Here is a 24,179-nt window from a genome sequence, read left to right as displayed (position 1 = left end):
ATGACAAACTGCATAAGTCCAGAGTGTGAGTAAATAACTGCCGGCAATGTAACTGCTTTAGCTGATTGCCGGCAGTTAGCCTGGGTATTGCACCTACTTAGAAAGTGATTTCCTTCCTATATTTTCTTGAAATATATTTAATATACAATAACTTAATATCGATAATAGTCTGGCTTATAGGGTCCGTCTAATGGAACACCAATATATTTGGCCTGTTCTTCGGTAAGCTGAGTTAATTGAGCACCGAGTTTCTTTAAGTGCAACTGGGCGACTTGTTCATCCAGTTTTTTCGGTAGCACATAAACTCGCCTCTCATACTTCTCTGGATTGTTCCATAATTCAATCTGGGCCAATACTTGGTTGGTAAATGAGTTGGACATGACAAAACTGGGATGTCCCGTAGCGCAGCCCAAGTTGACCAATCGGCCTTCAGCAAGGAGGATGATACGTTTCCCATCTGGGAAGATGATGTGGTCCACTTGGGGTTTAATGTTTTCCCAGGTATATTGCCGCAGGCTCGCCACATCAATCTCGCTATCAAAGTGGCCGATATTGCAAACGATGGCCTGATTCTTCATCGCTTGCATATGTTGGTGAGTGATCACGTGATAATTGCCGGTGGCTGTGATGAAAATATCCCCCTTGCTTGCCGCCTCTTCCATGGTGACAACGCGAAAACCTTCCATGGCTGCTTGGAGGGCACAAATAGGATCAATCTCGGTAACCCACACCGTGGCTCCTTGGCCACGGAGGGATTGGGCGCATCCCTTGCCGACATCGCCATACCCCAATATCACCGTGGTTTTACCTGCAATCATGACATCGGTTGCCCGCTTGATGCCGTCAAGGAGGGACTCCCGGCAACCATAAAGGTTATCAAATTTAGACTTGGTGACCGAATCGTTGACGTTAAAGGCAGGGACTTTCAGGGTTCCCTGCTCCATCATTTCGTATAAGCGGTGTACGCCAGTGGTGGTCTCCTCAGAAAGGCCGCGGACTTCTTCTAAAATCTTGGGGTATCGCTTATGCATGACGGCGGTGAGGTCACCCCCATCATCTAGCAGCATATTGGGTTGCCAGCCATTAGGCCCGTGGATGGTTTGATCAACGCACCACCAGTATTCCTCTTCGGTTTCACCTTTCCATGCGAATACCGGAATTCCTTTGGCAGCAATAGCTGCGGCGGCGTGGTCTTGGGTGGAAAAAATATTGCATGAGGACCAACGCACTTCAGCGCCGAGGGCCACTAGGGTATCGATAAGAACAGCCGTTTGAATGGTCATGTGGAGGCAGCCAGCAATACGGGCGCCAGCCAGGGGTTTCTGCCCTTGGTATTCTTCCCGTAAGGCCATAAGGCCAGGCATTTCAGTTTCAGCAATGGCAATCTCTTTATGGCCCCAGTCAGCAAGACTGATATCTGCAACCTTATAATCAGAGGCCAGATTTTCTGCGGTCTGTGTGCTCATAGGTTCTCCCAGATTTGTTTTGTTCAGGCATGACCCGATATTTAAATTTACCGCCTAAATTTTCCCTTGACTTCTAGGGTTAATGGCTTTCAGAGCGAGCGTTGACAACTTCAGCGGTAATAGGCCCTAAGCCCGCGGCATCGCGGAGTGCCTCGGCTTTATCGGTTTGCTCCCAAGTAAATTCGGGCTCTTCCCGGCCAAAGTGGCCATACGCCGCGGTTTTTCGGTAAATAGGTTGAAGCAGGTCTAGCATCCGTAGCAGACCTGCGGGTCGTAGATCAAAATGTGCTCGGATCAACTGGACGAGACGGGATTCTGCAACCCTGCCCGTACCGAAGGTATTGACGCTCACTGAGGTCGGTTCGGCGACACCGATGGCGTACGAGATTTGAACCTCACAGCGCTCAGCCAAGCCTGCAGCTACAAGGTTTTTAGCGACGTAGCGGCCAGCATAGGCAGCAGAGCGGTCTACTTTGGAGGGATCTTTGCCTGAAAAGGCACCGCCCCCATGGCGAGCCATTCCTCCATAAGTATCGACGATGATTTTACGCCCAGTCAGTCCACAATCGCCCATAGGACCCCCGATGGCGAAACTGCCGGTCGGGTTCACATGAATGTTTTCAGATTTACAGCGGGCCAACCATTCGGCGGGCAGTACGGGTTTGATAATGGTTTCAATAACCGCCTCACGCAAGGTGGTTTGCTTGATTTCGGGGCTATGCTGGGTGGATAAGACAACGGCATCAATTCCCACGGGCACATCGTCTTCATAAAGCAAGGTAACCTGGCTTTTAGCGTCTGGACGCAACCAAGGCAATTCGCCGCTACGCCGCACTTCGGCCTGGCGCTGTACCAAGCGATGGGAATAGGTAATGGGTGCAGGCATCAAAACATCGGTTTCATCGCTCGCATAGCCAAACATCATCCCTTGGTCGCCTGCACCTTGTTCTTCTTCTAATTCTCGGTCAACGCCCTGGGCAATATCAGGTGATTGCTTGCCGATGGCATTTAACACGGCACAGGTTGCCCCATCAAATCCCATTTCTGAACTGTCGTAACCAATTTTAATAATGAGTTCGCGGATGATTTGCTCATAATCGACTTGGGCTTGGGTGGTAATTTCTCCTGCCACGAGCACCATGCCGGTTTTCACTAAAGTCTCGCAAGCCACCCGTGCTTTCTTATCTTTGGCCAAGATGGCGTCTAGGATCGCATCCGAGATTTGGTCTGCAATTTTATCTGGATGACCTTCGGAGACCGATTCTGAAGTAAATTGTCTAGTTTCCTTCATGGACATATTTTTCCCCTTCTTTGAATTTTGGCAAACTTTAGCGGTACTAAGGTAAGAGTACAAGGGAGGGTTCGGTGGCGCTGCTGTCTACTTAAACCTTTTTTGGTGCTGTAATAAATTAATTTGATTAGTTAGCAGTATAAGCATGATCTTAAATCTAGCAACCGTTTTATTGGGCTCTAGCAGACTATCATTGTGCCTTTGTCTTCAAGCGGGAGGAAGCTCCTCCCCTGGAATATTCGGGTAGGGCACCTGTTTTAAGTGAGTGCTAGGTTCTAAACTGCTAATGCTACTTGAGTTCTTCTAGAGAGGCTAGACTTCCTCCTCAGGATCGAGTTGCCGCGCTTCCTCCTCGAGCATGACCGGAATGCCATCCCGGATAGGGTAGGCCAAACGACAAGCCTTACAGATGAGTTCCTCGTCTGTTTTCTGATAGACCAAGGAGCTTTTGCATACTGGGCAAGCAAGTATCTCAAGTAATTTTTTATCCATGGAGCATCCTGTTGTTGCTATGTTTAGCGTTTGGCTTTTTTCTAAAAGCCTGCTGCAGCAAGTTCAGCACCTGATCGCCAAAGGAGGCTGGTAGAGAAACATCCAAGGGAACATACCAATGGTTATCGCGGGCAAAATGGGTACATTTTACCGCATCTTTCTCCGTCATTAATACCGGTTGCTGATCTTCAAAGGTGAGATCGTTAGGCTGGAAACGGTGGTGGTCGGGAAAAGGATGTGGCTGAACGGTGAGACCTTGGGTTTGTAACTGGATAAAAAAGCGTTCTGGATTTCCGATTCCGGCGACTCCATGTATCTTGGAGTGGCGAAATTTTTTTAGGGGATAGGGAGTGCCGTCTGTGAGACGGCGAGCTGTTTGAAGTTGCAGGTGCATGGCAAACTCCCCCGCTTGAGGAAAACCATTGGTGACCACTAAATCCACAGTTTGCAGGCGATCTAAGGGTTCCCTTAAGGGGCCAGCGGGTAGACAGTGACCGTTACCAAAGCGGCGTGCCCCGTCCACCAACAGGATCTCGATATCTCGGCCTAAGGCATAATGCTGTAAACCATCGTCTGAAAGCAAGACATTACAGTCAGCGTGGGCTAAAAGGGTCCGGGCGGCAATGGCCCGATCAGGTCCTACAACGATGGGAGAGGTGGTGTGCCGGGCCAGGAGAATGGCCTCATCACCGACAAGATAGGGATCGCTGTCAGGATAGACGCGCTGGGGATAGTTTCGGGCTTGGCCCCCATAGCCGCGGCTGATGATTCCCGGCCGGTAGCCACGGTGCCTGAGAAATTGTGCTAACCAAATGACTAGCGGCGTTTTTCCCGTCCCTCCTAAGGTCAGATTGCCGATAACTAGGACGGGTACGGGGAATACTTGGATACCCTTCAGGCCTTGACGGTAGGCCCATTGACGCCCTTTTACCACCATTTGGAAGAGAGCACTGAGGGGAGTGAGCAACCAACGTGTGGGGTGAGTGCTATACCAATAGTTGAGAATGAGAGACCTATAATCCAACATTTGCGGCGAGGGGCAGGGCGTGTTCGTTGCCGTTGTGGAATTGCAGGCGGTAGAGCTCGGCATAGTGACCTTGCTGGGCGAGAAGCTGGTGATGAGTCCCTCTTTCAAGAATCCGGCCTTGATGAAGCACGATGATCTGGTCGGCATTTTCTATTGTGGACAGTCGATGGGCGATGACCAGTGTGGTCCGGCGGCGCATCAGGGTCTCTAGAGCCGCTTGGATATGCCGTTCGGCTTCGGTATCTAGGGAGGCAGTCGCCTCATCCAAAATGAGGATGGGGGCATCTTTAAGTAAGGCCCGGGCAATGGCAAGTCGTTGCCGTTGGCCTCCGGAAAGGAGGATGCCATTCTCGCCAATGACGGTCTCCAAACCCCTAGGCAGGCGGTTGATGAATTCCATGGCATGGGCAGCTTCAGCGGCGCGGATAATATCTTGTTTGCTGACCTGCCGGTGGCTTCCATAGGCGATGTTATGGGCAATGGTGTCGTTAAACAAGACGATCTGTTGGTTGACCAAGGCAATCTGTTTACGTAGTTCCGTGAGAGGGAGTTCTTGGATATCAATCCCGTCTAGAAAGATACGCCCACAATCAATCTCGTAGAGACGGGCAAGCAAGCTTACCAAAGTGGATTTGCCACTGCCTGAATGACCTACCAAAGCAACGGTTTGACACGGCATGATCTCCAAGTTGATGTTTTCGAGCACGGGGCCTTTGGTGGCGTCATAGCAGAAAGATAACTGCTCAAAGCGAACCGCCCCTTGGACGCACCCCAGTGTTTGCTGCCCGCCATTGGTTTCAGGGGGTTCTCCTAAGAGGCTGAAGATACTTTGGGCTGCGGCAATACCTCGCTGCAAAGTCCCGTTGATCTTGGTGAGACGTTTAACAGGGCCAAGTAGCATCATCATGGCGGTGACAAAGGAAATGAAGGTGCCGATGCTAATTTGAGTGAGCATGGTTTCGCGTGTGGCGAGATAAATGACGCCGGCTAATCCCAGTACGGCAATGAACTGAACTACCGGCTGGCTGATGGCATCAGTGGCCACCATTTTCATGGTTTGTTGGCGGTTTTGCTCATTGACGTGGTCGAAACGTTCGGCTTCATAGGCTTGCCCGCCAAAGATCTTGACCTCCCGATGGCCTTCAAGCGCTTCTTGGGCCACTTGACTGACATCACCCATGGAATTTTGAATCTTTCGGCTAATCCGGCGGAAGCGGTAACTGATCCACCAGACGATAAGGGCAATAATAGGCACGGTCACTAGAATGATTAGGGTGAGCAGACCATTTAAGTAGAGCATCCAGGCAAGGAGACCCAGGATGGTCAAGGAATCCCGGACGATGGTGAGGATGGCGTCCGTAGCCGCATTGGAAACCTGCTCTACATCATAAATGAGCTTCGCTAGGAGTTGGCCAGAAGAATTTTGGTCATAATAACGTGCCGGTAAGGTAAGAAGATGGCAGAACATGTCTTTCCGGAGGTCTTTTACAACCCGGCGAGCGACCCACCTGAGGCCATAATTGGTAGTAAAATTGGCGATACCGCGGATGACAAATAGACCAATTAAAAGCAGGGGAATAAGCTTGATGGTGGCTGGATCACGCTCCACAAAGCTCCCGTCCATCAGGGGTTTCATTAGTGCTGCCAGCCCGGTCTCGGTAGCCGCGTAGACGGCCATGGTGATGACAGAGACTGCGAAAATCCAGCGGTAAGGTCGGACATAACCCAACAGGCGGTGATAAACGACCAGTCCGGATTCCAAAGAGGAGGTTAGCGTCATGGACATGGGGAGAAAGTCAGGGCTCCTTTCGGCGTTGAGCGGTGGCTAGGCTCAGGCGTTCAAAGCCGAGTTGTTGAGCAACGTCCATTACCGTGACTACGGATTGATAATTAGTTTTGGCATCAGCGCTAATGATCACGTGGGGGTGTTGGCGATCACCTGCTGCCTCTTTCATCGCTGCCGCGAGGGTGGCAGACTGGTTATTAACGAGACGCTTTCCATTGATGGCAATCTTGCCCGCCCTATCAATAATCACCTGGATAGGGGTTCCCTGTTGCTCTATGGGGCGGGTGGTGGCTTTAGGCAAATCTACTTTCAGCTCCGATTCGTGGATAAAGCTGGTTGAGACCATAAAGAAAATAAGGAGCAAGAAAACCACATCAATAAGGGGGGTGAGATTGATTTCTGGTTCATTAGGGGGGGGCGGGTGTATGTTCATGATGTTCCAAGCCAGGTTTCTGCGTCTAAAGAGGCTTCACCAGATATTCAGGCGGCCGCATTTTCAACGGGATCAAGTTCCCGGTCCCCATGCATGACCTCCACCAGTTGGATCGCCTGTTCTTCCATGTCTACCACCAAGGCCATGACTTTGCCGCGAAAATAACGGTAAAACATCAAACTTGGAATGGCTACTGCAAGGCCTGCGGCGGTGGTGATGAGTGCCTCAGAGATCCCCCCCGCCAGCACTGCTGGGTTGCCTACGCCCTGGGTGTTGATAACGGTGAAGACTTTGATCATCCCTATGACCGTACCCAGCAAGCCAAGCAGCGGCGTAATAGCCGCAATCGTCCCCAAAGTATTGAGGAAACGTTCTAATTCCAGGGTGACATGACGGCCAACATCTTCGATGCTCTCTTTCATAATTTCACGGGAATGATTTCGGTTTACCAGCCCTGCAGCCAATATTCGACCGAGGGGGGAATTTTCCCGTACTCGTTTAATGTGAAGTTCATTGAGTTGATTGCAGCACTGCCATTGCCAAATTTGGCCTACGAGATGTTTGGGGGCGACCCGTTGCCGACGCAGGGACCAGAAACGTTCGATAATAATTCCAATGGCGACAATGGAACAGACAAGGATCGGTAACATTAACCAGCCGCCAGCTTTGATAATTTCAAGCACGGTTTGTGAGTATTCCTTTGCTGTAGTTGGGTGTTTTGGTTAGAAGCTTTACTTTAATTTGGTATCTACTTAAGCTCCCTCAATAATACTGTAACTAGTAGACAGTCCCAAATCCATAAATTTTAGCTTCCGGTCCAGTAATGCCGGTTGGATTGCCTAAAAGTCTCTGGTTGTCCTAGGGTTTTATTGTTTAAATGGAAGGTGATGGCCCCATGGCGGGCAGTACTCCATGATTTTGCCCCGTGGGCGAGATAACGTTGTACAATGGCCGGCTTAGGAAAGCCCCAACGATTACGATAGCCTACCGCAAACAGGGCGTGCTCGGGATTGACGGCCGCTATAAATTCAGGGCTTGAAGAAGTCAAGCTACCGTGGTGAGGGGCAACTAAAATAGTCGCGGCAAGTTCACCGGCATTCATTGCCAACAGAGTTTGTTCTGCAGAGCGCTCAATATCGGCGGCAATGAGGATGTGTTGCTCTCCGCTCGTAATGCGTAGCACGCAGGAATGATTATTGCCATGACCTTGGGGGGATTGGGGATGGAGAATTTGGAAGTCAACGCCGTCCCAGCGCCAGTGTTGGCCACGGACACATAGTTTGGGGTGAGCCCAGCGTAGTTGTTCGGGAACACTGGTCAAGATCTGTCGTGCTGGAGTATGACGCAGAAGGCCTGCTACTCCTCCGAGATGATCATTATCGCCATGGCTGACCACGAGAGTGTCGATACCACTGATGTTTTGGCTGCGTAAAAACGGGGCGACGACGGCTTCCCCCGTATTAAATCGGTTGCTATAGCGAGGTCCAGCATCGAATACGAGGGTGTGGTGCCGAGTACGGGCTACTGCGGCGAGCCCCTGTCCCACGTCGAGGAGCGTAAACCATAGCGTTCCATGGGTTGGGCGTGGCGGGGGGGTGAAGAATAAGGGAAGGAGTGCCACCAGCCCCAGCCAGCGGCCAGGCAGACCCCGGGGGGCTAACAGCAACAGGCTTCCGAAGATAGCGGGAGGGAGCACCCAAAGAGGGGGACTGTATTGTTCCCATTGGGCTATGGGAAAGGCGGCGCACCAGGTGAGCAAGTCCCAGAGCAAAGCCAGTAGAGTGTCGGCAAGACTGATGAGAGCTGCTCCCACAGGGGGAAAGGGAATAAGTAATACGGTGCCCAAAAGTAGGGGTGGGACGATGAGCAACCCTATCCAGGGGACAGCCACCAGATTGGCCAAGGGAGCCACCAGGGAAAGGTGTTGAAATTGGTATAGGAGCAAGGGAGCCAGTCCTATGGCGACCACCCACTGGGCCTTACCCCACTGCCGCCAAAGGCGCCCCAGGTGGTAAGAAGTGGTCTCGAAAGTTGCGCTTTGGGAGGGAGGCAAGGGGCGAAGTTCGGCCATCCCTATCATCAGTGCCGTAACCGCGCCAAAGGAGAGCCAAAAACCGGGGGCGAGAGCAGAGAGAGGGTCCCAGATTAATACCAATATCAGAGCCAGGGCGAGGGTACGAGAGGCACGGACAGGGCGTTTTACTAGGACCGCAAGCATAACTACGCTGACCATGATTAGGGCTCGTTGAGTAGGGATGGAGAAGCCGGCCAGGGCAGCGTAGAATAAAGCACTGATAATAGCACCTAGAGCTGCTGCTTGATGAGCCGATAAGGTCAGGGTATTGGTTGCTCGCAGGGACCATAGGCGTCGCCCCAAAAAATAGGCGAATCCTGCGAGTAAACCGATATGCAGTCCTGAAATGGCGACTAGATGATTGGTTCCGGTACGCTCTAGGATTTGCCATTGCGGGGGAGTGATGCCGCTACGCTCGCCTAAAGTAAGTGCTTGAACGAGCCCTTGTTGAGGACTGTCAGCGAGGATCGTGGCCATGCGCTCAAGCAGATGTTGGCGGACTCGATCAATGGGATAATGATGCCAGTGGGACTGGATAAAGCGATTTGCTGTTGCCGAGCGGACATAACCTGTAGCCCGAAAACCTTGGCGGAAGAGCCAGCCTTCATAATCGAAGCCGCCCGGATTCATAAATCCTCGTGGGCGTTTGAGGCGGACCGTCAGTTGCCAGCGGTCCCCCACGTTAAGTTCTGAAGGAGGGTCTTGGTACCAACTTAGGCGTACCCGTTTGGGGACATGCCAAGTTTGGCCTTTGAAAAGTAAGCGCTCAACAGCAAAGGCAAAGCGTAGGCTGTGAGCCTGGGACTCTGGGATAGAAGCTACTCTACCCTCAAGCAGAACGTCCTGTCCTTCTACTGCTGGAGGGAGTTCTTGGGAGAGTAATAAATGGGCACGGAATAGGGCCCAGAGGAAGCCGATGACAATCAGCAACACCGGCCTTAGGCGCTTAAGGGAGAGCGCCAAAGGAATGAGTCCCCCTAGGAGTAGGGACCATTTTGAATCTGGCAGCAGAGGCAGCTGCTGCAGAATAACTATCCCCGTGAGAAAGGTGAGCGCATTTAACACTATGGGTTGAGGATCCTGATCATGGATATTTAACACCATGCCTTTAGGATTCAGATCATAATCGTAAATTTATGGACGTAATGCGAATTTCGTAGAGTTTATGACGTTATGCCACGCCGATTTCTTAGACGCTATTTACCCCCCCCTCACCGACTCAAAGAGCATAAGCAGTTGCAATATCTTGGGGAGTGGCTCTCTGTGCCTAACCTTTGGCACCTCAATCGCCGTTCAGTGGCTGGAGCCGTAAGCATCGGCCTATTTATTGCCTTTCTCCCCTTACCTGGCCAGATGCTAGTGGCAGCCATCGCAGCTGTGTGGGCTCGAGTGAATTTACCCGTTTCTGTCTTGATGGTCTGGGTCACCAATCCTTTGACAATGGGGCCAATATTTTTCTTTGCCTACAAGGTTGGGACCTGGCTGTTAGGCATTTCAGTCCAAGAAGTAACGTTTGAACTGACATGGCAGTGGCTACAAACTCGGCTGGTGGCCATTTGGGAGCCATTTTTGCTGGGCTGCTTAGTTGTAGGTCTAGTTGTGGGCCTGACGGGAGGGTTGCTAACCCTTGGCTTATGGCGAATGGAGGTGGGCCGGCGCTGGAAAGAGCGTAAACGGCGTAAGATAATAGCGAAACCGGGAGATAAGCGTTGTGCTTAACGGAGCTTTCCGCTTAGGGTAATAATCCGGGCATTAAGCGCCCATCTACTAGGGTAAGTGCCCGATCCAGCTGTACCGCCAAATGAGGATCATGGGTCACCACTACCAGCGCAGTATTGAGATTGCTGTTCAGTGTCAGCATAAGATCGAAGACTTGCTCAGCGTTTTTTCGGTCTAGATTGCCCGTGGGTTCATCGGCCAGCACGCAGCGAGGATCAGTAACCAGTGCCCGAGCCACAGCGGCCCGCTGGCGTTCACCCCCTGAGAGCTCTCCCGGTTTGTGATGAAGTCGTGCTTCCAGGCCAACCCGTTGTAGCAATGCTGTGGCTTTCTCTTGGGCATGGGTTGTTTTAGTACCAGCAATGAGCAGGGGCAGAGCAACATTTTCCAATGCGGTAAATTCAGGTAGTAAGTGGTGAAGTTGGTAGATAAAACCGAGGGCGTGGTTACGTAACCGGCCACACGCTGCATCACTGAGCTGAGCTAGATTTTGGCCAGCGATCCAAACTTGGCCTTGGGTCGGGCGATCTAGACCTCCCAGCAAGTGGAGCAAGGTGCTTTTGCCTGAACCCGAAGCGCCGACGATGGCCACACATTCTCCAGGAGCAATACATAAATTTACCTCCCGCAGTACTTCTACTGAAAGGTTGCCATCGGTAAAACTCCGGGCTAAATCACGGCAGCAAAGTACCGCTTCTTTTTCAGTATTATTCATAACGCAGGGCCTCGGCAGGCTGAGTGCGAGCGGCTCGCCAAGCAGGATAGAGAGTCACTAGAATACAGAGTAGGAAAGCAGTGCTACAGATGGTAATGACATCGCTCCAGTTCAATTCCGAGGGAAGCTCGCTAATGTAGTAGACATCCGCTGGAAGGAATTGCACGCCAAACAAGGCTTCAATTTGGGGCACTACGGTTTCTACATTAAAGGCTAGGGCAACCCCCCCTACCATTCCCAAGAGAGTACCGATAAAGCCGATGGCGGTGCCCTGAACCATAAAGATTCCCATGATACTCCCTGGTGTGGCTCCCAAAGTGCGTAGAATAGCGATGTCTGCTTGCTTGTCTGTCACCACCATCACTAAGGTCGATACAATGTTAAAGGCGGCAACGGCCACAATAAGAAACAAAATGACAAACATGACCGTCTTTTCTGTTTTCAAAGCACGAAAAAAATTGGCGTGTTGGTAAGTCCAGTCCGCTGTCCGGTAGTCGCCGGGTAAAGCTTCCTGCAGTTCGCGAGCGACATAGGGAGCATTAAATAAATTATCGAGTTTAAGGCGGAGCCCACTGATTTTCCCCGGAATGCGGAAGAGTACGGCGGCGTCTTCCAGATTCGTAACGGCAAGGGCGCTGTCATATTCGTACATTCCAACTTGGAAGATTCCCGCCACCGTAAGCCGCTTAAGGCGAGGAATGATTCCTGCGGGAGTGGTGGTTGCATGGGGCGTGACTAGGGTAATCTTGTCGCCGACAAAGACTCCTAGGGCGCGGGCCAAATCCATGCCTAACACGATTTGAAAGCTTCCAGGGCGTAAAACATCTAGGCTGCCCACCACCATCTTGCTGCGGATATCGGCAACTTGATCTTCTTGTCGAGGCAGAATCCCCCGTACCAATGTTCCTCGCACTTGGCTGCGATAAGTCAGCATTCCTTGCCCTTCCACAAAAGGGGCTATGCCGACTACCCGGGAGTCTTTTTCTAGTTGGGCCTTGAGTGCTTGCCAGTTTTCAAGAGTTCCATCGGGGCCGGTGACAATGATATGGGAGACCATTCCCAAGATGCGGGTGCGCAGTTCTTTCTCAAAGCCATTCATCACCGAGAGTACGGTAATTAAAGCCGCTACCCCTAGGGCGACGCCAAGCATAGAGGTCAGGGAAATAAATGAAATGAAATGGTTACGCCGTTTAGCCCGTGTATAACGCAGGCCGATATAAAAGGGTAGGGGTTTAAACATTCGCAATGATGATGCCAGTTCTGAGCGTTAATTCTTTTCGCAAAACAGAAGCGCCTCAACACTCTTGCTGTTTATGCCGTCAGAAAATGGCCGATATAGTAATCTGAAGTCCAAAATAAAGTTACTCCGCTTCTAGTTCTTCAAGGAGTGTTTATGGTTGAAAAGCGAAAATCAGAACGCCTGCCGGTTGCAGTAGAGGTCCAGGTTGAATGGGCACCTTCCACGGCAGGTCCGCTCATATTTAAAACACGCGATCTGAGCGATAGCGGGATTCTGCTCCATATTGATGGCCAGGCTATCCCACCGGTGGGGCAGGTGGTGACTATACGACTCAAAGATCTTCTCGCCGATGGTGAAACCCCGCCCCTACTCAAGGCGGAAGTCGTTCGCCAAGATAACCAAAGTCTCGGCCTCAAGTTTCTTAATTAGCGCTAAAAAACGCGACACTTTACCGGTTATCATTTGGAGTAAACGGTGTTAGCGCCCTCTGGGGTGCCTAGGATAAGCACGTCCGCCGGGTCTATGGCGAAAAGGCCATTGGTGACAACGCCTGGAATATTATTGAGTTGCCCTTCCAGTTTTGCGGGCTCCATGATTGAAAGCCCGTGAACATCTAGAATCTGGTTGCCGTTATCAGTGACAAAACCTTCCCGATAAACGGGTTCTCCACCCAGTCTGACAATTTGCCGCGCGACATGGCTTCGCGCCATAGGGATAACTTCCACCGGAAGAGGAAACTCGCCCAATACGTCAACCAACTTTGACTGGTCTGCAATGCAGACAAACTTTCTACTGGCAGCGGCAATGATTTTCTCCCGGGTGAGGGCCCCCCCTCCTCCTTTGATAAGTTGCAGGTAATGATTGGATTCATCGGTACCATCCACATAAAGGGGAATTTCTCCTACCGCATTTAAGTCATAAACGGGAATGTTGAGGGCTTTAAGCCGCTCAGTGGAAGTTTCAGAACTGGAGATAGTGCCATCGATCTTGCCTTTGATCGTCCCCAGCAGGTCAATAAAGTGATTGACTGTAGAGCCAGTGCCAATACCGATAACAGCGCCAGGTTCTACATACTCAAGGGCGGCTTTGGCCGCTAGCTTTTTCATTTCATTGGGACTCATCATCCTGCTCCTGATTATATTGTTCATCGCCCGCGTGAATTAATTAAATTAATTATATGTGAAACAGGAAGTCGCTGACACTGTTGCTCATTGTTGTTAATGTATAGTAATGCTGTACAGTTACCTAGAACGTATTCTCAAGGCCCGTGTTTATGAGGTTGCAAGGGAGACGCCGCTGGAGCCCATGCGGCGCCTTTCCCTGCGATTAAAAAATGCGGTGTTGTTGAAGCGGGAAGATCTCCAGCCGGTTTTTTCCTTTAAACTACGGGGTGCCCATAATAAGCTTGCTCACCTGTCAGAAGAGGCACGCCTGCGAGGGGTGATTGCCGCTTCGGCGGGGAATCACGCCCAGGGGGTTGCCCTTTCCGCCCGCAAACTAGGGATTAGCGCTCGGATTGTGATGCCTCGGACGACGCCGCCCATTAAGATTGAAGCCGTGCGTGATCTGGGGACTGAGATCGACCTGGTGGGGGATACTTATGATGAAGCCTGCCAATACGCACTGGCTTTGGCTAAAGGCGAGGGGCGTACCTTTATTCATCCCTATGACGATCCTGAGGTCATTGCGGGACAGGGGACTATCGCGATGGAGATTTTGCGTCAACACCCGGATCCATTGCAAGCCCTATTTGTGCCCGTCGGTGGTGGGGGGCTTATTGCCGGGGTGGCCGCTTATGTCAAAGCCCTCTCACCTGAAATCCGAATTATCGGGGTGGAGCCTGATGATGCCCCCAGTCTTTATCAGGCACTACAAGCAAAAGAGCGGGTCGTGCTTGACCATGTGGGCATTTTTGCCGATGGTGCCGCTGTTCGCCAGATAGGGAAGGAGCCCTATCGTATCGCACGGGAGACGGTGGATGAGGTGATTCTGGTCGATAGCGATGCCATTTGTGCCGCTATTATGGATATTTTCGAAGACACCCGCTCTATCGCGGAACCGGCGGGTGCCCTTGCGGTGGCGGGGTTAAAGCGGTATGTGGAGCGAGAAGGGCTACGGGGTCAGCGTTTGGTGGCGATTGACAGCGGGGCCAATATCAATTTCGATCGTCTGCGCCATGTCGCCGAACGGGCTGAATTAGGGGAACGGCGGGAAGCTTTATTTTGCGTCACCATTCCCGAGCAGCGGGGCAGTTTCCTTGAGTTTTGTAAGGCGATTGGTAAACGGGGAATCACCGAGTTTAATTATCGTTATGCTGATTCCAATGAGGCCCATGTGTTTGTAGGGGTCCAGATGTGTGACGGCGGCCAGGCTAAGGATCAGTTACTGCAGGAACTTCGCGCTAAGCGCTATGTTGTGCTCGATATGACGGACAATGAAATGGCTAAGCTCCATATCCGCTATATGGTCGGTGGGCGGGTGCCAAAGCTGGAGGATGAGGTATTGTACCGGTTCGAGTTCCCTGAACGTCCGGGTGCGCTGTTGCGTTTTTTAACCTGCATGGGTAGTCGCTGGAATATCAGCTTGTTCCATTATCGTAACCATGGTGCAGCTTATGGCCGAATATTGGTCGGCATTCAAGTGCCTGCGGCTGAAAAAATGGAGTTTCAGACTTTTTTAAATGAGCTTGCCTACGATTACCAAGAGGAAAGTGATAATCCGGCTTATCGGTTATTTCTTGGTCCATCGACCACCGGATAAGTGAGTGGTCGGAGCTCGATATTCTCGGTTTTCTCTTTGATTCAAGTCATTTTGTTAGTGAACTTATTAAACTTCGATGGAAGAACATTACCAAGCTACTCAGATTGAAGCCGAGGCTCAGGCCTATTGGGAACAACACCAAAGCTTTCGTGTTAGTGAAGACTCGACCCGGGAGAAATTCTACTGTTTGTCCATGTTTCCCTACCCTAGCGGGCGACTACACATGGGGCATGTACGGAATTACACCATTGGGGATGTCATCGCCCGGTATCAGCGTATGGGAGGTAAAAACGTGCTCCAGCCCATGGGTTGGGATGCCTTTGGTTTACCTGCTGAGAACGCGGCTATGCAAAACCGGGTGCCACCGGATCAATGGACCTATCAAAACATTGATTACATGCGGGGACAATTGAAGCGGTTAGGGTTTGCCTATGACTGGTCCCGGGAATTAGCCACTTGCCACCCCACTTATTACCATTGGGAACAATGGTTGTTTACGAAATTATTCGACAAGGGGTTGGTTTATAAAAAAACATCTCTGGTTAACTGGGACCCCGTCGATCAGACTGTTTTAGCCAATGAGCAAGTCGTTGATGGCCGGGGTTGGCGTTCGGGTGCAGTTGTAGAACGGCGTGAAATACCCCAATGGTTTTTGAAGATCACGGCCTACGCGGAGGAATTGCTTACCGGTTTGGATCAACTTAGCGGCTGGCCGGAGCAGGTCCGCACCATGCAGCGCAATTGGATTGGTCGCTCTGAAGGGGTTGAAGTGCAGTTCCAGGTGGAGGGAAAGGAGCCCTTGTTGGTCTTCACCACCCGCCCCGATACTTTGATGGGGGTCACTTTTATCTCGGTGGCAGCAGAACATCCTCTAGCCCGGGAAGCGGCGAAAACCAACCCCGTATTGGCGGCTTTCATCGAAGAGTGCCAGCATACGGTAACTTCAGAGGCGGTTCTAGAAACCTTGGAGAAAAAGGGGATGGATACCGGCTTTAAAGGAATTCATCCTATTACGGGGGAAACGGTACCTATCTGGGTCGCCAATTTTGTTCTCATGAGTTATGGCACCGGGGCAGTAATGGCCGTCCCAGCCCATGACCAACGTGATTACGAGTTTGCCCAGGTGTATGGGCTGCCTATTCAACAGGTGATTGCCCCCAAGGATGATCAGAGTGACTGTCATTTAGAGCAGGCGGCTTTTGTAGAAAAAGGGGTATTAATAAACTCGGGCCAATTTACTGGCCTTGATTTTGACCAGGCCTTTGCAGCCATTGCCCAACAATTGGAAAATCAGAGCAAGGGACAACGGGTAGTGAATTACCGGCTGCGGGATTGGGGCGTGTCACGCCAGCGTTACTGGGGTACCCCTATCCCAGTAATCAATTGTCCCTCCTGTGGTGCGGTACCCGTACCCGAGAAAGATCTGCCGGTGGTACTGCCCGAGGGAGTTTGCTTTGATGGAGTCCGTTCACCCCTTAAGCAGATGCCTGAGTTTTACCAGACCGCTTGTCCCCAGTGTAGTGGCAAAGCTGAGCGGGAAACGGATACTTTTGATACTTTTTTTGAATCTTCCTGGTATTATGCCCGCTACTGTTGCCCAGATAATGATGCTGCCATGGTAGATGAGCGAGGGCATTATTGGCTTCCGGTGGATCAATATATTGGCGGCATTGAACATGCGGTATTGCATCTGCTCTATGCGCGCTTTTTCCATAAGCTGATGCGGGATATGGGTTTGGTGCGGGGCGATGAACCTTTCACCCATCTATTAACTCAAGGGATGGTGCTCAAAGACGGCGCTAAGATGTCCAAGTCCAAGGGCAATACGGTGGATCCTCAAGCGCTTATTGAACAATATGGGGCGGATACCGCACGCTTGTTTATCATGTTTGCCGCGCCACCAGAGCAGTCGTTGGAGTGGTCCGAGAGTGGCGTGGAAGGCGCGCACCGATTTCTCAAACGCCTCTGGCGGATGGTGGCCACTCATGTCGCCCAGGAGCAGGGTTCAGTCCCTGCGCTGGAGGCTAAGGTTCTGAACGCTGAACAAAAACTTCTCCGGACCAAGGTCCACGAAACCATTGCTAAGGCCAGTGATGATATCGGTCGGCGCTATACCTTTAATACCGCAATTGCGGCGATCATGGAATTGATGAATGCCCTGGCAAAGTTTGATGACAATACCCCTCAGGGACAAGCGGTACGCCAGGAGACCCTAGAGGTTGTGGTGCTGTTGCTTTCGCCGATTACTCCCCATATTTGCCACCGGCTGTGGCGGGAACTGGGACATGAGGGGGCCGTGATCAATGCCCCATGGCCGGAAGCTGATCCCGCAGCCCTGGTTAAGGAGACTGTTGATTTAGTCGTCCAGGTCAACGGCAAGCGGCGTGGGCAAATTACGATAGCGGCAGAGACGTCACGGGAGGTGATTGAAGCCCAAGCCCAAAGTGAGCCGAATGTGCAGCGGTTTATTGAAGGGAAGACGGTACGCAAAGTGATTATCGTTCCTGATCGCCTTGTCAACCTGGTCGTCAGGTAAGTCATTGAGATTTTCTGCTATGGTTAGGCAATGGCTAGGAAGAGCATCTTTATTCTTGCTGTTGTTGCTAGCAGGTTGTGGTTTTCATCTGCGTGGTGATACCCAACTTTCACCTTTATTGGAACGCACCTATCTGCAAGGGGTTGTGCCTTACAGTGATTTGGGGGTCGGCCTTAAGCGTAGCCTTGAGGCTTATGGGGTTACCGTAACCGCAGTACCCGCAGAAGCCAGCGCCATATTAAGCGTGACCTACAACCAATTGCAGCGGCAAGTGCTTTCTGTGGGGACAACGGGTAAGGTGCAAGAATATGCGCTTAAATATATATTGCAGTTTCAAGTCACCAATCCTCAGGGAGAAATATTGCTACCGTCCCAGCAGCTGGAGTTGATGCGGGAGTATCAGTTTGACGAGCGCAGTGTGCTTTCAGCCGGAGAGCAAGAAGCGCTGTTGCGCGAGGTCCTGCAAGAAGAAATGGTACAGCAGATTCTCTGGCGTTTAGAGGCATTACCGCCCACTCTAAATGGATGAGAGTTAAGTTAGAACAGCTTGCTGTCCACCTGGAGCGTGAACTTGCTCCCGTTTACCTGCTCTTCGGCGATGAACCGCTGCTAATAGAAGAATCGGCCGATCTGATTCGTTCCCAAGCCCGCTCTCAAGGCTTTAATGAGCGGGAGGTGATGCATATTGACCGTGGGTTTGACTGGGGACAATTGCAATTGGTCACCGCGAGTCTTTCTTTGTTCGCCTCCCGCCGTTTTATTGAGTTGCGCCTGTCGGGAGGGGGGCTTGGGGAAGCTGGGGGTAAAGCATTACAAGCTTATGGGAAAGACCCAAGCCGGGACACCCTTGTGCTGATAATTAGTGATAAATTGGAGCGCCGACACCAGAGGAGTTCATGGTTTTCTGTGCTTGAGCAAGTGGGGGTTGTGGTCCAAGTATTTAAAATCGAGTCCTCCTCGCTGCCCCGGTGGATTGAGCGTCGGATGCAGAGCAAAAACCTGCATCCTACCCCGGAGGCTGTCACTGCGTTGGTGGAGCGTTTGGAGGGCAATTTGCTTGCCTGTGCCCAAGAGATTGATAAGTTGACCTTGTTGTACTCGGAAGGAACGATTGATGTCCATGGGGTAGAAGAGGTCGTTGCCGATAATGCCCGTTATGATGCTTTTCGCCTCGTGGAGAGTGCCTTGGCGGGCGATGTGGTCCAGATACTACGGATCTGGCGTGGGCTGCGTGCCGAAGGTGTGGAACCCACTGTGGTTTTGGGGGCCTTGGCCTGGGAACTGCGGCGGTTGGTTGGTGTCGCTAGTGCTTGTGCTCAGGGAACCCCGGTAGATCAGGCCTTGAGAGAACAGCGAGTATGGGAGCGACGTAAGGCCCTGAGCAAACAAGCCTTGTCCCGCCATTCAGCGCATCGTTGGCAGGTTTTTCTGCAGCAGCTGGGCGACATCGATCGGATGATTAAGGGTGCGGCAAAGGGTCGTCCTTGGGAGGCAATCCTGCAATTATGTGTCGCTATTGCGGGGGTTGAACTCTTTCCTCCGCGCCAGGGAAGTTTGGGCTATGAGCTAGGCAGGGCATAATTCTCCCGATGGTCAAGAGGCAACCTCAACGCCTAGAGACGTGACTCAGTTTAAGAAGCGGTTAGAGTAAATTATGGACATCAAAGATTACATGCAGAACCTAGGTCGCCGCGCCCGTGAGGTAAGCCGGATTTTGGCCCGGGCTAGCACGGCAGACAAAAATCGGGCCCTGGAGAGAGCGGCTTCTATTCTTGAGGCGGAAGGGCAAACTTTGGATGAAGCCAATCGTAAGGACTTGGCCGCAGGTCGGAATAAAGGGCTAGACGATGCTTTGCTGGATCGGCTGACGCTGACAGAGGCAAGAATTAAGGCGATGGCCGAGGGATTGTGCCAGATTGCCTCTCTGCCTGATCCGGTGGGTGCGATTAGCGACCTCAACTACCGGCCTTCGGGTATCCAGGTAGGGCGGATGCGGGTTCCCCTTGGAGTAATTGGCATCATCTATGAATCCCGACCCAATGTTACCGCTGATGCTGCCGGTCTATGCTTAAAGTCGGGGAATGCGGTTATCCTTCGGGGGGGGTCCGAGGCACTCCATTCTAATCAAGCCATTGCCCGTTGTATCCACCAGGGGCTGGAACAGGCGGGATTACCGCAGGAGGCAGTGCAAGTGGTCGAAACCACCGACCGCTCGGCCGTCAGTGAGCTGATTACTCAGGAAGCCTATGTGGATGTGATTGTCCCGCGGGGAGGTAAGGGCCTGATTGAACGTATTAGCCGGGAAGCAAAGCTACCTGTCATTAAGCACCTGGATGGGGTCTGTCATGTCTATATTGACGGCAGAGCCGATCTGGACAAGGCGGTGGCTATTGCGGTGAACGCAAAATGCCAGCGCTATGGGGTCTGCAATGCCATGGAAACTTTATTGGTTGCCCGTGGGATTGCTCCCAAGGTGCTGCCGATTTTAGGGGAACATTACCGAACCGCCGAGGTGGAACTGCGGGGCTGCTCGGAAACCCAAGGCCTATTGCCCCAGGTCAAGCCTGCCACAGAGGAAGACTGGTACACTGAGTATTTGGCCCCAATTCTTGCTATCCGGGTGGTGGCTGGACTGGATGAGGCGATTGAGCATATTACCCATTATGGTTCCCATCATACTGAAACCATTGTGACTGAGGATTTTACTCAAGCGCGACGTTTTCTCTCCGAAGTGAATTCTAGCTCGGTGATGGTGAATGCATCGACCCGCTTTGCTGACGGTTTCGAATATGGTCTGGGTGCTGAAATTGGGATTTCCACCGATAAGCTTCATGCCCGTGGGCCGGTAGGTCTGGAGGGGTTAACTTCACAGAAGTGGATCGTATTCGGGAACGGCCATATCAGGGAATAAGATGTTGTGATTCTGCCTAAAACTTTTGCTGCTAAACCTCCTCACCCTACGGCCGCCATAGGCATCTTCGGCGGGACCTTTGACCCCGTTCATTTTGGTCACCTGCGCCCTGCTCTGGAATTGCTTGAGCAACTTCCTTTGACCGAGATACGGTTTATTCCTTGCCGTCATCCCCCTCACCGTCAAGCGCCGATGGCCAGTCCGGGGCAACGTTTAGCGATGCTCGAGCTTGCGATTGCTGAAGAGCCGAGATTTACCGTTGATGATCGGGAGCTTGCCCGATCCGGTCCCTCTTATATGGTGGATACCCTGGCCTCACTACGGGCGGAGCAGGGGAATGGGCCCTTATGTTTGATATTAGGGACGGACGCTTTTCGAGGACTGCCTCAATGGCACCGTTGGGCAGAGCTTATGGAATTGGCCCATCTTTTGGTGATGAAACGCCCGGGTGAGCCCCTTCCTCAAGAGGGTGAACTTAAGCATTTTCTAGAATCGCGCTGTATCTATGATCCAGCCCAACTGGCGCAACAACCTCGAGGGTTAATTTTCCCTCTGGAAGTCACTCAGTTGGCGATATCTGCCACCCGCATTCGGAGTTTGATTGGGGCTGGACGGAGCGCCCGCTACCTTCTTCCTGACGCTGTTTGGGATGATATTCGAAAGAAGCGCTTGTATTCTGCCCCCCTTTTTATGCCGGAGCAATAGAATGTCAGCAGTGGAGCTCAAAGAATTAGTGGTGACGGCCCTAGAAGCCTTAAAGGGCCGTGATATTCAGGTTTTAGATGTGCGAGATCTCACCGATGTGGTTGATTATATGGTGGTGGCTAGTGGGGCCTCCAATCGTCAAGTCAAGGCGTTAGCCAATGAAGTCGTTGAAAGATGTAAGGCAGCAGGGTATCGCCCCTTGGGCGTGGAGGGCGAGTTGCACGGAGAATGGGTGTTAGTGGATATGGGGGATGTCGTTGCCCATATTATGCTCCCCCAGGTGCGCGCTTTTTATAATCTGGAAAAACTCTGGAATGTCTCCCCTTCCCCTGGAGTTAAAGAACAACAATAAACGGGAATGAATATCTATGTAGTTACTGTGGGGCAACGTCTGCCAAGCTGGATTGGAGAAGGCTACCGGGATTATGCTCGGCGCCTGCCTCAACAATGCTCTCTTCATTTGGTGGAAGTGGCCACTGCCCGGCGTGGCAAGAGTGGGAATCCTGCTCAGTGGCAACAAGATGAATGCCGTCGCCTATTAGCCGCCATCCCGGCAAATAGTCAGGTGATCGCTTGTGATGAACACGGAGAACCCTGGACCACTGAAGAGGTAGCCAAATACTTACAGACATGGATGAATGAAGGCCGGGACGTCGCATTATTAGTGGGCGGGCCAGATGGCTTAGCCCCCTTGTGCTTAGAGCGGGCTACGCGCAAGTGGGCCCTGTCTGCGCTTACCCTCCCTCATGGTTTAGTGCGCGTGATCTTAGCAGAACAGATCTATCGTGCTTTCAGTCTTCTTAACCACCATCCCTACCATCGAGCTAGCTAATCCTGAAAATTTTCCAGCATGAATTTTCTCCCGGGGAAAGGGACTAATACAATTTTTAACCTTTAAGGCTTATTCGCATTTTGGGATAGAGAAATTTGAGAGGACCCTTGGAGACCTTATATTGCCCTTTTTCCCCTATTGCGCTTGCTTCTGCTTCACCGCGACGCCAAGCCCTATTAACTCAGATTGGGGTTGAATTTAAACGCCTCGACGTCAGGGTGAATGAAAGCTCTCAACCGGGGGAGATGCCTGCGAGTTATGTTCGTCGTCTGGCTGTGGCTAAAGCCCGAGCAGGCTGGGAGCAGCAATTACTCCAAGGCCGATTGCCTGTCTTGGGGGCCGATACGGCAGTAGTTATAGAGGATGAAATCCTGGGTAAGCCCACAGATCAAATTCATGCTGAGGCCATGCTTGCACGGCTCTCGGGTCGTAGCCATCAGGTTTTGACGGCCGTGGCTTTAGTCAATGGCGGCATACAATGCCAATTAAGCATCAGTACGGTGACTTTCAAACCGCTCACCAAAACTGAGCGCCAGGCCTATCTTGCCTCGGGTGAAGGGTTGGATAAGGCCGGGGCTTATGCCATCCAAGGCCAAGCGGCGCTGTTTATCTGTCATCTTGAAGGGAGTTATTCTGGGGTTATGGGGTTGCCTTTGTACGAGACAGGAGAACTACTTAGAAGTTTGCCATCAAGGAAAGAAATCGCTGGTGAGTGAGGAGATCCTCATTAATGTGACCCCCAGCGAGACCCGGGTCGCCGTGGTTGAAAATGGTGTGGTGCAGGAATTATATATTGAGCGGAGTAGTCGCCGGGGTTGGGTCAGCAATATCTATAAAGGACGGGTGAGCCGGATTTTGCCTGGCATGCAGGCCGCCTTCGTGGATATTGGTTTAGAACGAGCCGCTTTCCTCCATGCTTCCGATATTCGATTACCGCCAGGCCAGATGGGGGATTTGGAAAGTGAAGTAGGGGTCCCCTCTATTACCTCCTTGCTCTCAGAGGGACAAGAGGTATTGGTACAAGTGATTAAAGACCCCATCGGAACCAAAGGGGCGCGCCTGACGACCCAGATCTCCGTGGCTTCCCGGTATTTGGTCTATATGCCGGAGATGTCTGGTATTGGGGTTTCGTTGAAAATTGAGGATGAAGAAGAACGTCAGCGACTTAAGAATTTATTGGCCTCCATATTGCTCGAAGATGACCAGGGGGGGTATATCATTCGCACGGTAGCAGAGGGAGCCATTGCAGACGAACTCCAGACGGATATGGAGTTTTTGCACCGCCTATGGCGCACTATTAAAGAACGCAGCCAAACCGTTAAAGCCGGTCATGTCGTTCATGAAGATCTATCTTTGGTGATGCGGACTATGCGTGATCTTGTCCACGAGAGAGTCGAGCGGGTTCGCATCGATTCCCGCGAAACTTATCATAAATTGGTTGATTTTGCTGAACATTTCGTCCCTGATTTACTCGCTACCTTGGAATGTTATCAGGGAGAGCGACCGATTTTTGATCTCTATGGTATTGAGGATGAAATCCAAAAATCCTTAGGCCGCAAAGTGCAACTTAAATCGGGTGGCTATCTTATTATCGACCAGACAGAGGCCATGACGACCATCGATGTAAATACGGGTGCTTTTGTGGGTCACCGTAATTTAGAGGAGACCATTTTTAAAACAAATCTGGAGGCGGCCCAGGCCATCTGCAGGCAACTGCGATTGCGCAACCTGGGTGGAATTATCATTATTGATTTTATTGACATGGAGGAAGAGGACCACAAGCGGCAGGTATTGCGGGCTCTAGAAAAGGGATTGGAAAAGGATCATGCTAAGACCCATATTAGCGAGGTTTCTTCCCTGGGATTGGTGGAAATGACCCGCAAGCGCACCCGGGAGAGCCTGGAGCAAATCCTCTGCGAGACCTGTCCTACCTGTGGCGGTCGGGGTACTGTCAAAACAGTAGAGACCGTATGTTACGAAATTTTGCGCGAGATTTTGCGAGAGGCCCGACAATTCGAGGCGAGCCAGTATTTGGTCATTGCTGCCCAAGAAGTCGTTGATCGCTTAATGGATGAGGAATCCGCCAGTGTGGCTGAACTGGAGGCCTTTATCGGCAAGCCTATCAAATTCCAGGCAGAATTGCTCTATATGCGTGAGCAATTCGATGTTGTGATGATGTAACCGCTCATCTA

General features: G+C 51.7%; 23 protein-coding genes. 12 read left to right on the top strand and 11 right to left on the bottom strand.

Going from position 1 to position 24,179, the window contains the following annotated elements; translation table 11 throughout:
- Positions 1 to 152: 152 nt before the first annotated feature.
- From ahcY to E3U44_RS01555, 8 genes are all read right to left on the bottom strand, one after another.
- A complete protein-coding gene (gene ahcY, locus E3U44_RS01590) occupies positions 153 to 1,466 on the bottom strand; it encodes an adenosylhomocysteinase (protein ID WP_134356360.1) in 1,314 nt (437 codons plus the stop codon).
- Positions 1,467 to 1,545: 79 nt separating this feature from the next.
- A complete protein-coding gene (gene metK / locus E3U44_RS01585; RefSeq protein ID WP_134359621.1) occupies positions 1,546 to 2,757 on the bottom strand; it encodes a methionine adenosyltransferase in 1,212 nt (403 codons plus the stop codon).
- Between the two features lie 312 nt (positions 2,758 to 3,069).
- Positions 3,070 to 3,249 (bottom strand): Trm112 family protein, encoded by a 180-nt coding sequence (locus E3U44_RS01580; RefSeq protein ID WP_134356359.1) that lies wholly within the window; start codon positions 3,247 to 3,249, stop codon positions 3,070 to 3,072.
- Positions 3,242 to 4,276 carry a tetraacyldisaccharide 4'-kinase gene (lpxK, locus tag E3U44_RS01575; protein ID WP_134359619.1) on the bottom strand — a complete coding sequence of 345 codons (1,035 nt, stop codon included), beginning with the start codon at positions 4,274 to 4,276 and terminating at the stop codon, positions 3,242 to 3,244. The genes E3U44_RS01580 and lpxK overlap by 8 nt, the downstream gene beginning before the upstream one ends.
- Complete coding sequence (gene msbA / locus E3U44_RS01570) at positions 4,263 to 6,056, bottom strand: lipid A export permease/ATP-binding protein MsbA (protein ID WP_134359620.1); 1,794 nt, start codon at positions 6,054 to 6,056, stop codon at positions 4,263 to 4,265. Before msbA ends, lpxK begins: the two co-directional genes overlap by 14 nt.
- Positions 6,057 to 6,072: 16 nt before the next feature.
- Positions 6,073 to 6,495: an ExbD/TolR family protein gene (locus E3U44_RS01565; protein ID WP_134356358.1), complete on the bottom strand. Its 423-nt coding sequence runs from the start codon at positions 6,493 to 6,495 to the stop codon at positions 6,073 to 6,075.
- 47 nt (positions 6,496 to 6,542) lie between these two features.
- A complete protein-coding gene (locus E3U44_RS01560; RefSeq protein WP_134356357.1) occupies positions 6,543 to 7,178 on the bottom strand; it encodes a MotA/TolQ/ExbB proton channel family protein in 636 nt (211 codons plus the stop codon).
- Between the two features lie 122 nt (positions 7,179 to 7,300).
- Positions 7,301 to 9,673 carry a DNA internalization-related competence protein ComEC/Rec2 gene (locus tag E3U44_RS01555; protein WP_134356356.1) on the bottom strand — a complete coding sequence of 791 codons (2,373 nt, stop codon included), beginning with the start codon at positions 9,671 to 9,673 and terminating at the stop codon, positions 7,301 to 7,303.
- A gap of 69 nt (positions 9,674 to 9,742) precedes the next feature.
- Between E3U44_RS01555 and E3U44_RS01550 the strand changes: the two genes are divergently transcribed.
- Positions 9,743 to 10,288, top strand: a complete 546-nt coding sequence (locus E3U44_RS01550; protein WP_134356355.1) for a DUF2062 domain-containing protein — start codon at positions 9,743 to 9,745, stop codon at positions 10,286 to 10,288.
- 13 nt (positions 10,289 to 10,301) lie between these two features.
- Here the strand turns inward: E3U44_RS01550 and lolD are convergent, their stop codons facing one another.
- Together lolD and E3U44_RS01540 are read right to left on the bottom strand one after the other, a co-directional pair.
- Entirely contained in the window at positions 10,302 to 11,003 is a 702-nt protein-coding gene (gene lolD, locus E3U44_RS01545; protein ID WP_134356354.1) for a lipoprotein-releasing ABC transporter ATP-binding protein LolD, read from the bottom strand.
- Positions 10,996 to 12,243 carry a lipoprotein-releasing ABC transporter permease subunit gene (locus E3U44_RS01540; protein WP_134356353.1) on the bottom strand — a complete coding sequence of 416 codons (1,248 nt, stop codon included), beginning with the start codon at positions 12,241 to 12,243 and terminating at the stop codon, positions 10,996 to 10,998. Before E3U44_RS01540 ends, lolD begins: the two co-directional genes overlap by 8 nt.
- A gap of 153 nt (positions 12,244 to 12,396) precedes the next feature.
- Here E3U44_RS01540 and E3U44_RS01535 point away from each other — a divergent pair, with 153 nt between their 5' ends.
- The gene (locus tag E3U44_RS01535) at positions 12,397 to 12,672 is read left to right on the top strand and encodes a PilZ domain-containing protein (RefSeq protein WP_134356352.1); all 276 of its coding nucleotides are present in this window, start codon (positions 12,397 to 12,399) and stop codon (positions 12,670 to 12,672) included.
- A 29-nt stretch (positions 12,673 to 12,701) separates the two neighbouring features.
- On the opposite strand, the gene rpiA is transcribed toward E3U44_RS01535, so the two are convergent.
- Positions 12,702 to 13,364: a ribose-5-phosphate isomerase RpiA gene (gene rpiA / locus E3U44_RS01530; RefSeq protein ID WP_134356351.1), complete on the bottom strand. Its 663-nt coding sequence runs from the start codon at positions 13,362 to 13,364 to the stop codon at positions 12,702 to 12,704.
- A gap of 109 nt (positions 13,365 to 13,473) precedes the next feature.
- Between rpiA and ilvA the strand changes: the two genes are divergently transcribed.
- The 10 genes from ilvA (at position 13,474) to rng (ending at position 24,168) form a co-directional block, all read left to right on the top strand.
- Positions 13,474 to 15,003, top strand: coding sequence for a threonine ammonia-lyase, biosynthetic (gene ilvA, locus E3U44_RS01525; protein ID WP_134356350.1), 1,530 nt, complete (start codon positions 13,474 to 13,476; stop codon positions 15,001 to 15,003).
- A gap of 76 nt (positions 15,004 to 15,079) precedes the next feature.
- A complete protein-coding gene (leuS, locus tag E3U44_RS01520) occupies positions 15,080 to 17,539 on the top strand; it encodes a leucine--tRNA ligase (RefSeq protein WP_134356349.1) in 2,460 nt (819 codons plus the stop codon).
- A gap of 19 nt (positions 17,540 to 17,558) precedes the next feature.
- On the top strand, positions 17,559 to 18,068 hold the full coding sequence (locus E3U44_RS01515) for an LPS-assembly lipoprotein LptE (protein ID WP_134356348.1): 510 nt from the start codon (positions 17,559 to 17,561) through the stop codon (positions 18,066 to 18,068).
- The gene (gene holA / locus E3U44_RS01510; protein ID WP_134356347.1) at positions 18,065 to 19,120 is read left to right on the top strand and encodes a DNA polymerase III subunit delta; all 1,056 of its coding nucleotides are present in this window, start codon (positions 18,065 to 18,067) and stop codon (positions 19,118 to 19,120) included. The genes E3U44_RS01515 and holA overlap by 4 nt, the downstream gene beginning before the upstream one ends.
- A 73-nt stretch (positions 19,121 to 19,193) precedes the next feature.
- The gene (locus E3U44_RS01505; protein WP_134356346.1) at positions 19,194 to 20,450 is read left to right on the top strand and encodes a glutamate-5-semialdehyde dehydrogenase; all 1,257 of its coding nucleotides are present in this window, start codon (positions 19,194 to 19,196) and stop codon (positions 20,448 to 20,450) included.
- 6 nt (positions 20,451 to 20,456) lie between these two features.
- Positions 20,457 to 21,155, top strand: a complete 699-nt coding sequence (gene nadD, locus E3U44_RS01500; protein ID WP_134356345.1) for a nicotinate-nucleotide adenylyltransferase — start codon at positions 20,457 to 20,459, stop codon at positions 21,153 to 21,155.
- Between the two features lies 1 nt (position 21,156).
- Complete coding sequence (rsfS, locus tag E3U44_RS01495; RefSeq protein ID WP_134356344.1) at positions 21,157 to 21,507, top strand: ribosome silencing factor; 351 nt, start codon at positions 21,157 to 21,159, stop codon at positions 21,505 to 21,507.
- A 6-nt stretch (positions 21,508 to 21,513) separates the two neighbouring features.
- Entirely contained in the window at positions 21,514 to 21,987 is a 474-nt protein-coding gene (gene rlmH, locus E3U44_RS01490; RefSeq protein ID WP_134356343.1) for a 23S rRNA (pseudouridine(1915)-N(3))-methyltransferase RlmH, read from the top strand.
- Between the two features lie 95 nt (positions 21,988 to 22,082).
- Positions 22,083 to 22,703: a Maf family protein gene (locus tag E3U44_RS01485; RefSeq protein ID WP_240761684.1), complete on the top strand. Its 621-nt coding sequence runs from the start codon at positions 22,083 to 22,085 to the stop codon at positions 22,701 to 22,703.
- The gene (gene rng, locus E3U44_RS01480) at positions 22,696 to 24,168 is read left to right on the top strand and encodes a ribonuclease G (protein WP_134356342.1); all 1,473 of its coding nucleotides are present in this window, start codon (positions 22,696 to 22,698) and stop codon (positions 24,166 to 24,168) included. Before E3U44_RS01485 ends, rng begins: the two co-directional genes overlap by 8 nt.
- Positions 24,169 to 24,179: the final 11 nt, after the last annotated feature.

Source organism: Nitrosococcus wardiae, assembly GCF_004421105.1.
Taxonomy (GTDB): Bacteria; Pseudomonadota; Gammaproteobacteria; order Nitrosococcales; family Nitrosococcaceae; genus Nitrosococcus; species Nitrosococcus wardiae.
The sequence above is the reverse complement of the archived record's forward strand: the minus strand, read 5'-3'. Positions and strand labels throughout refer to the sequence as shown.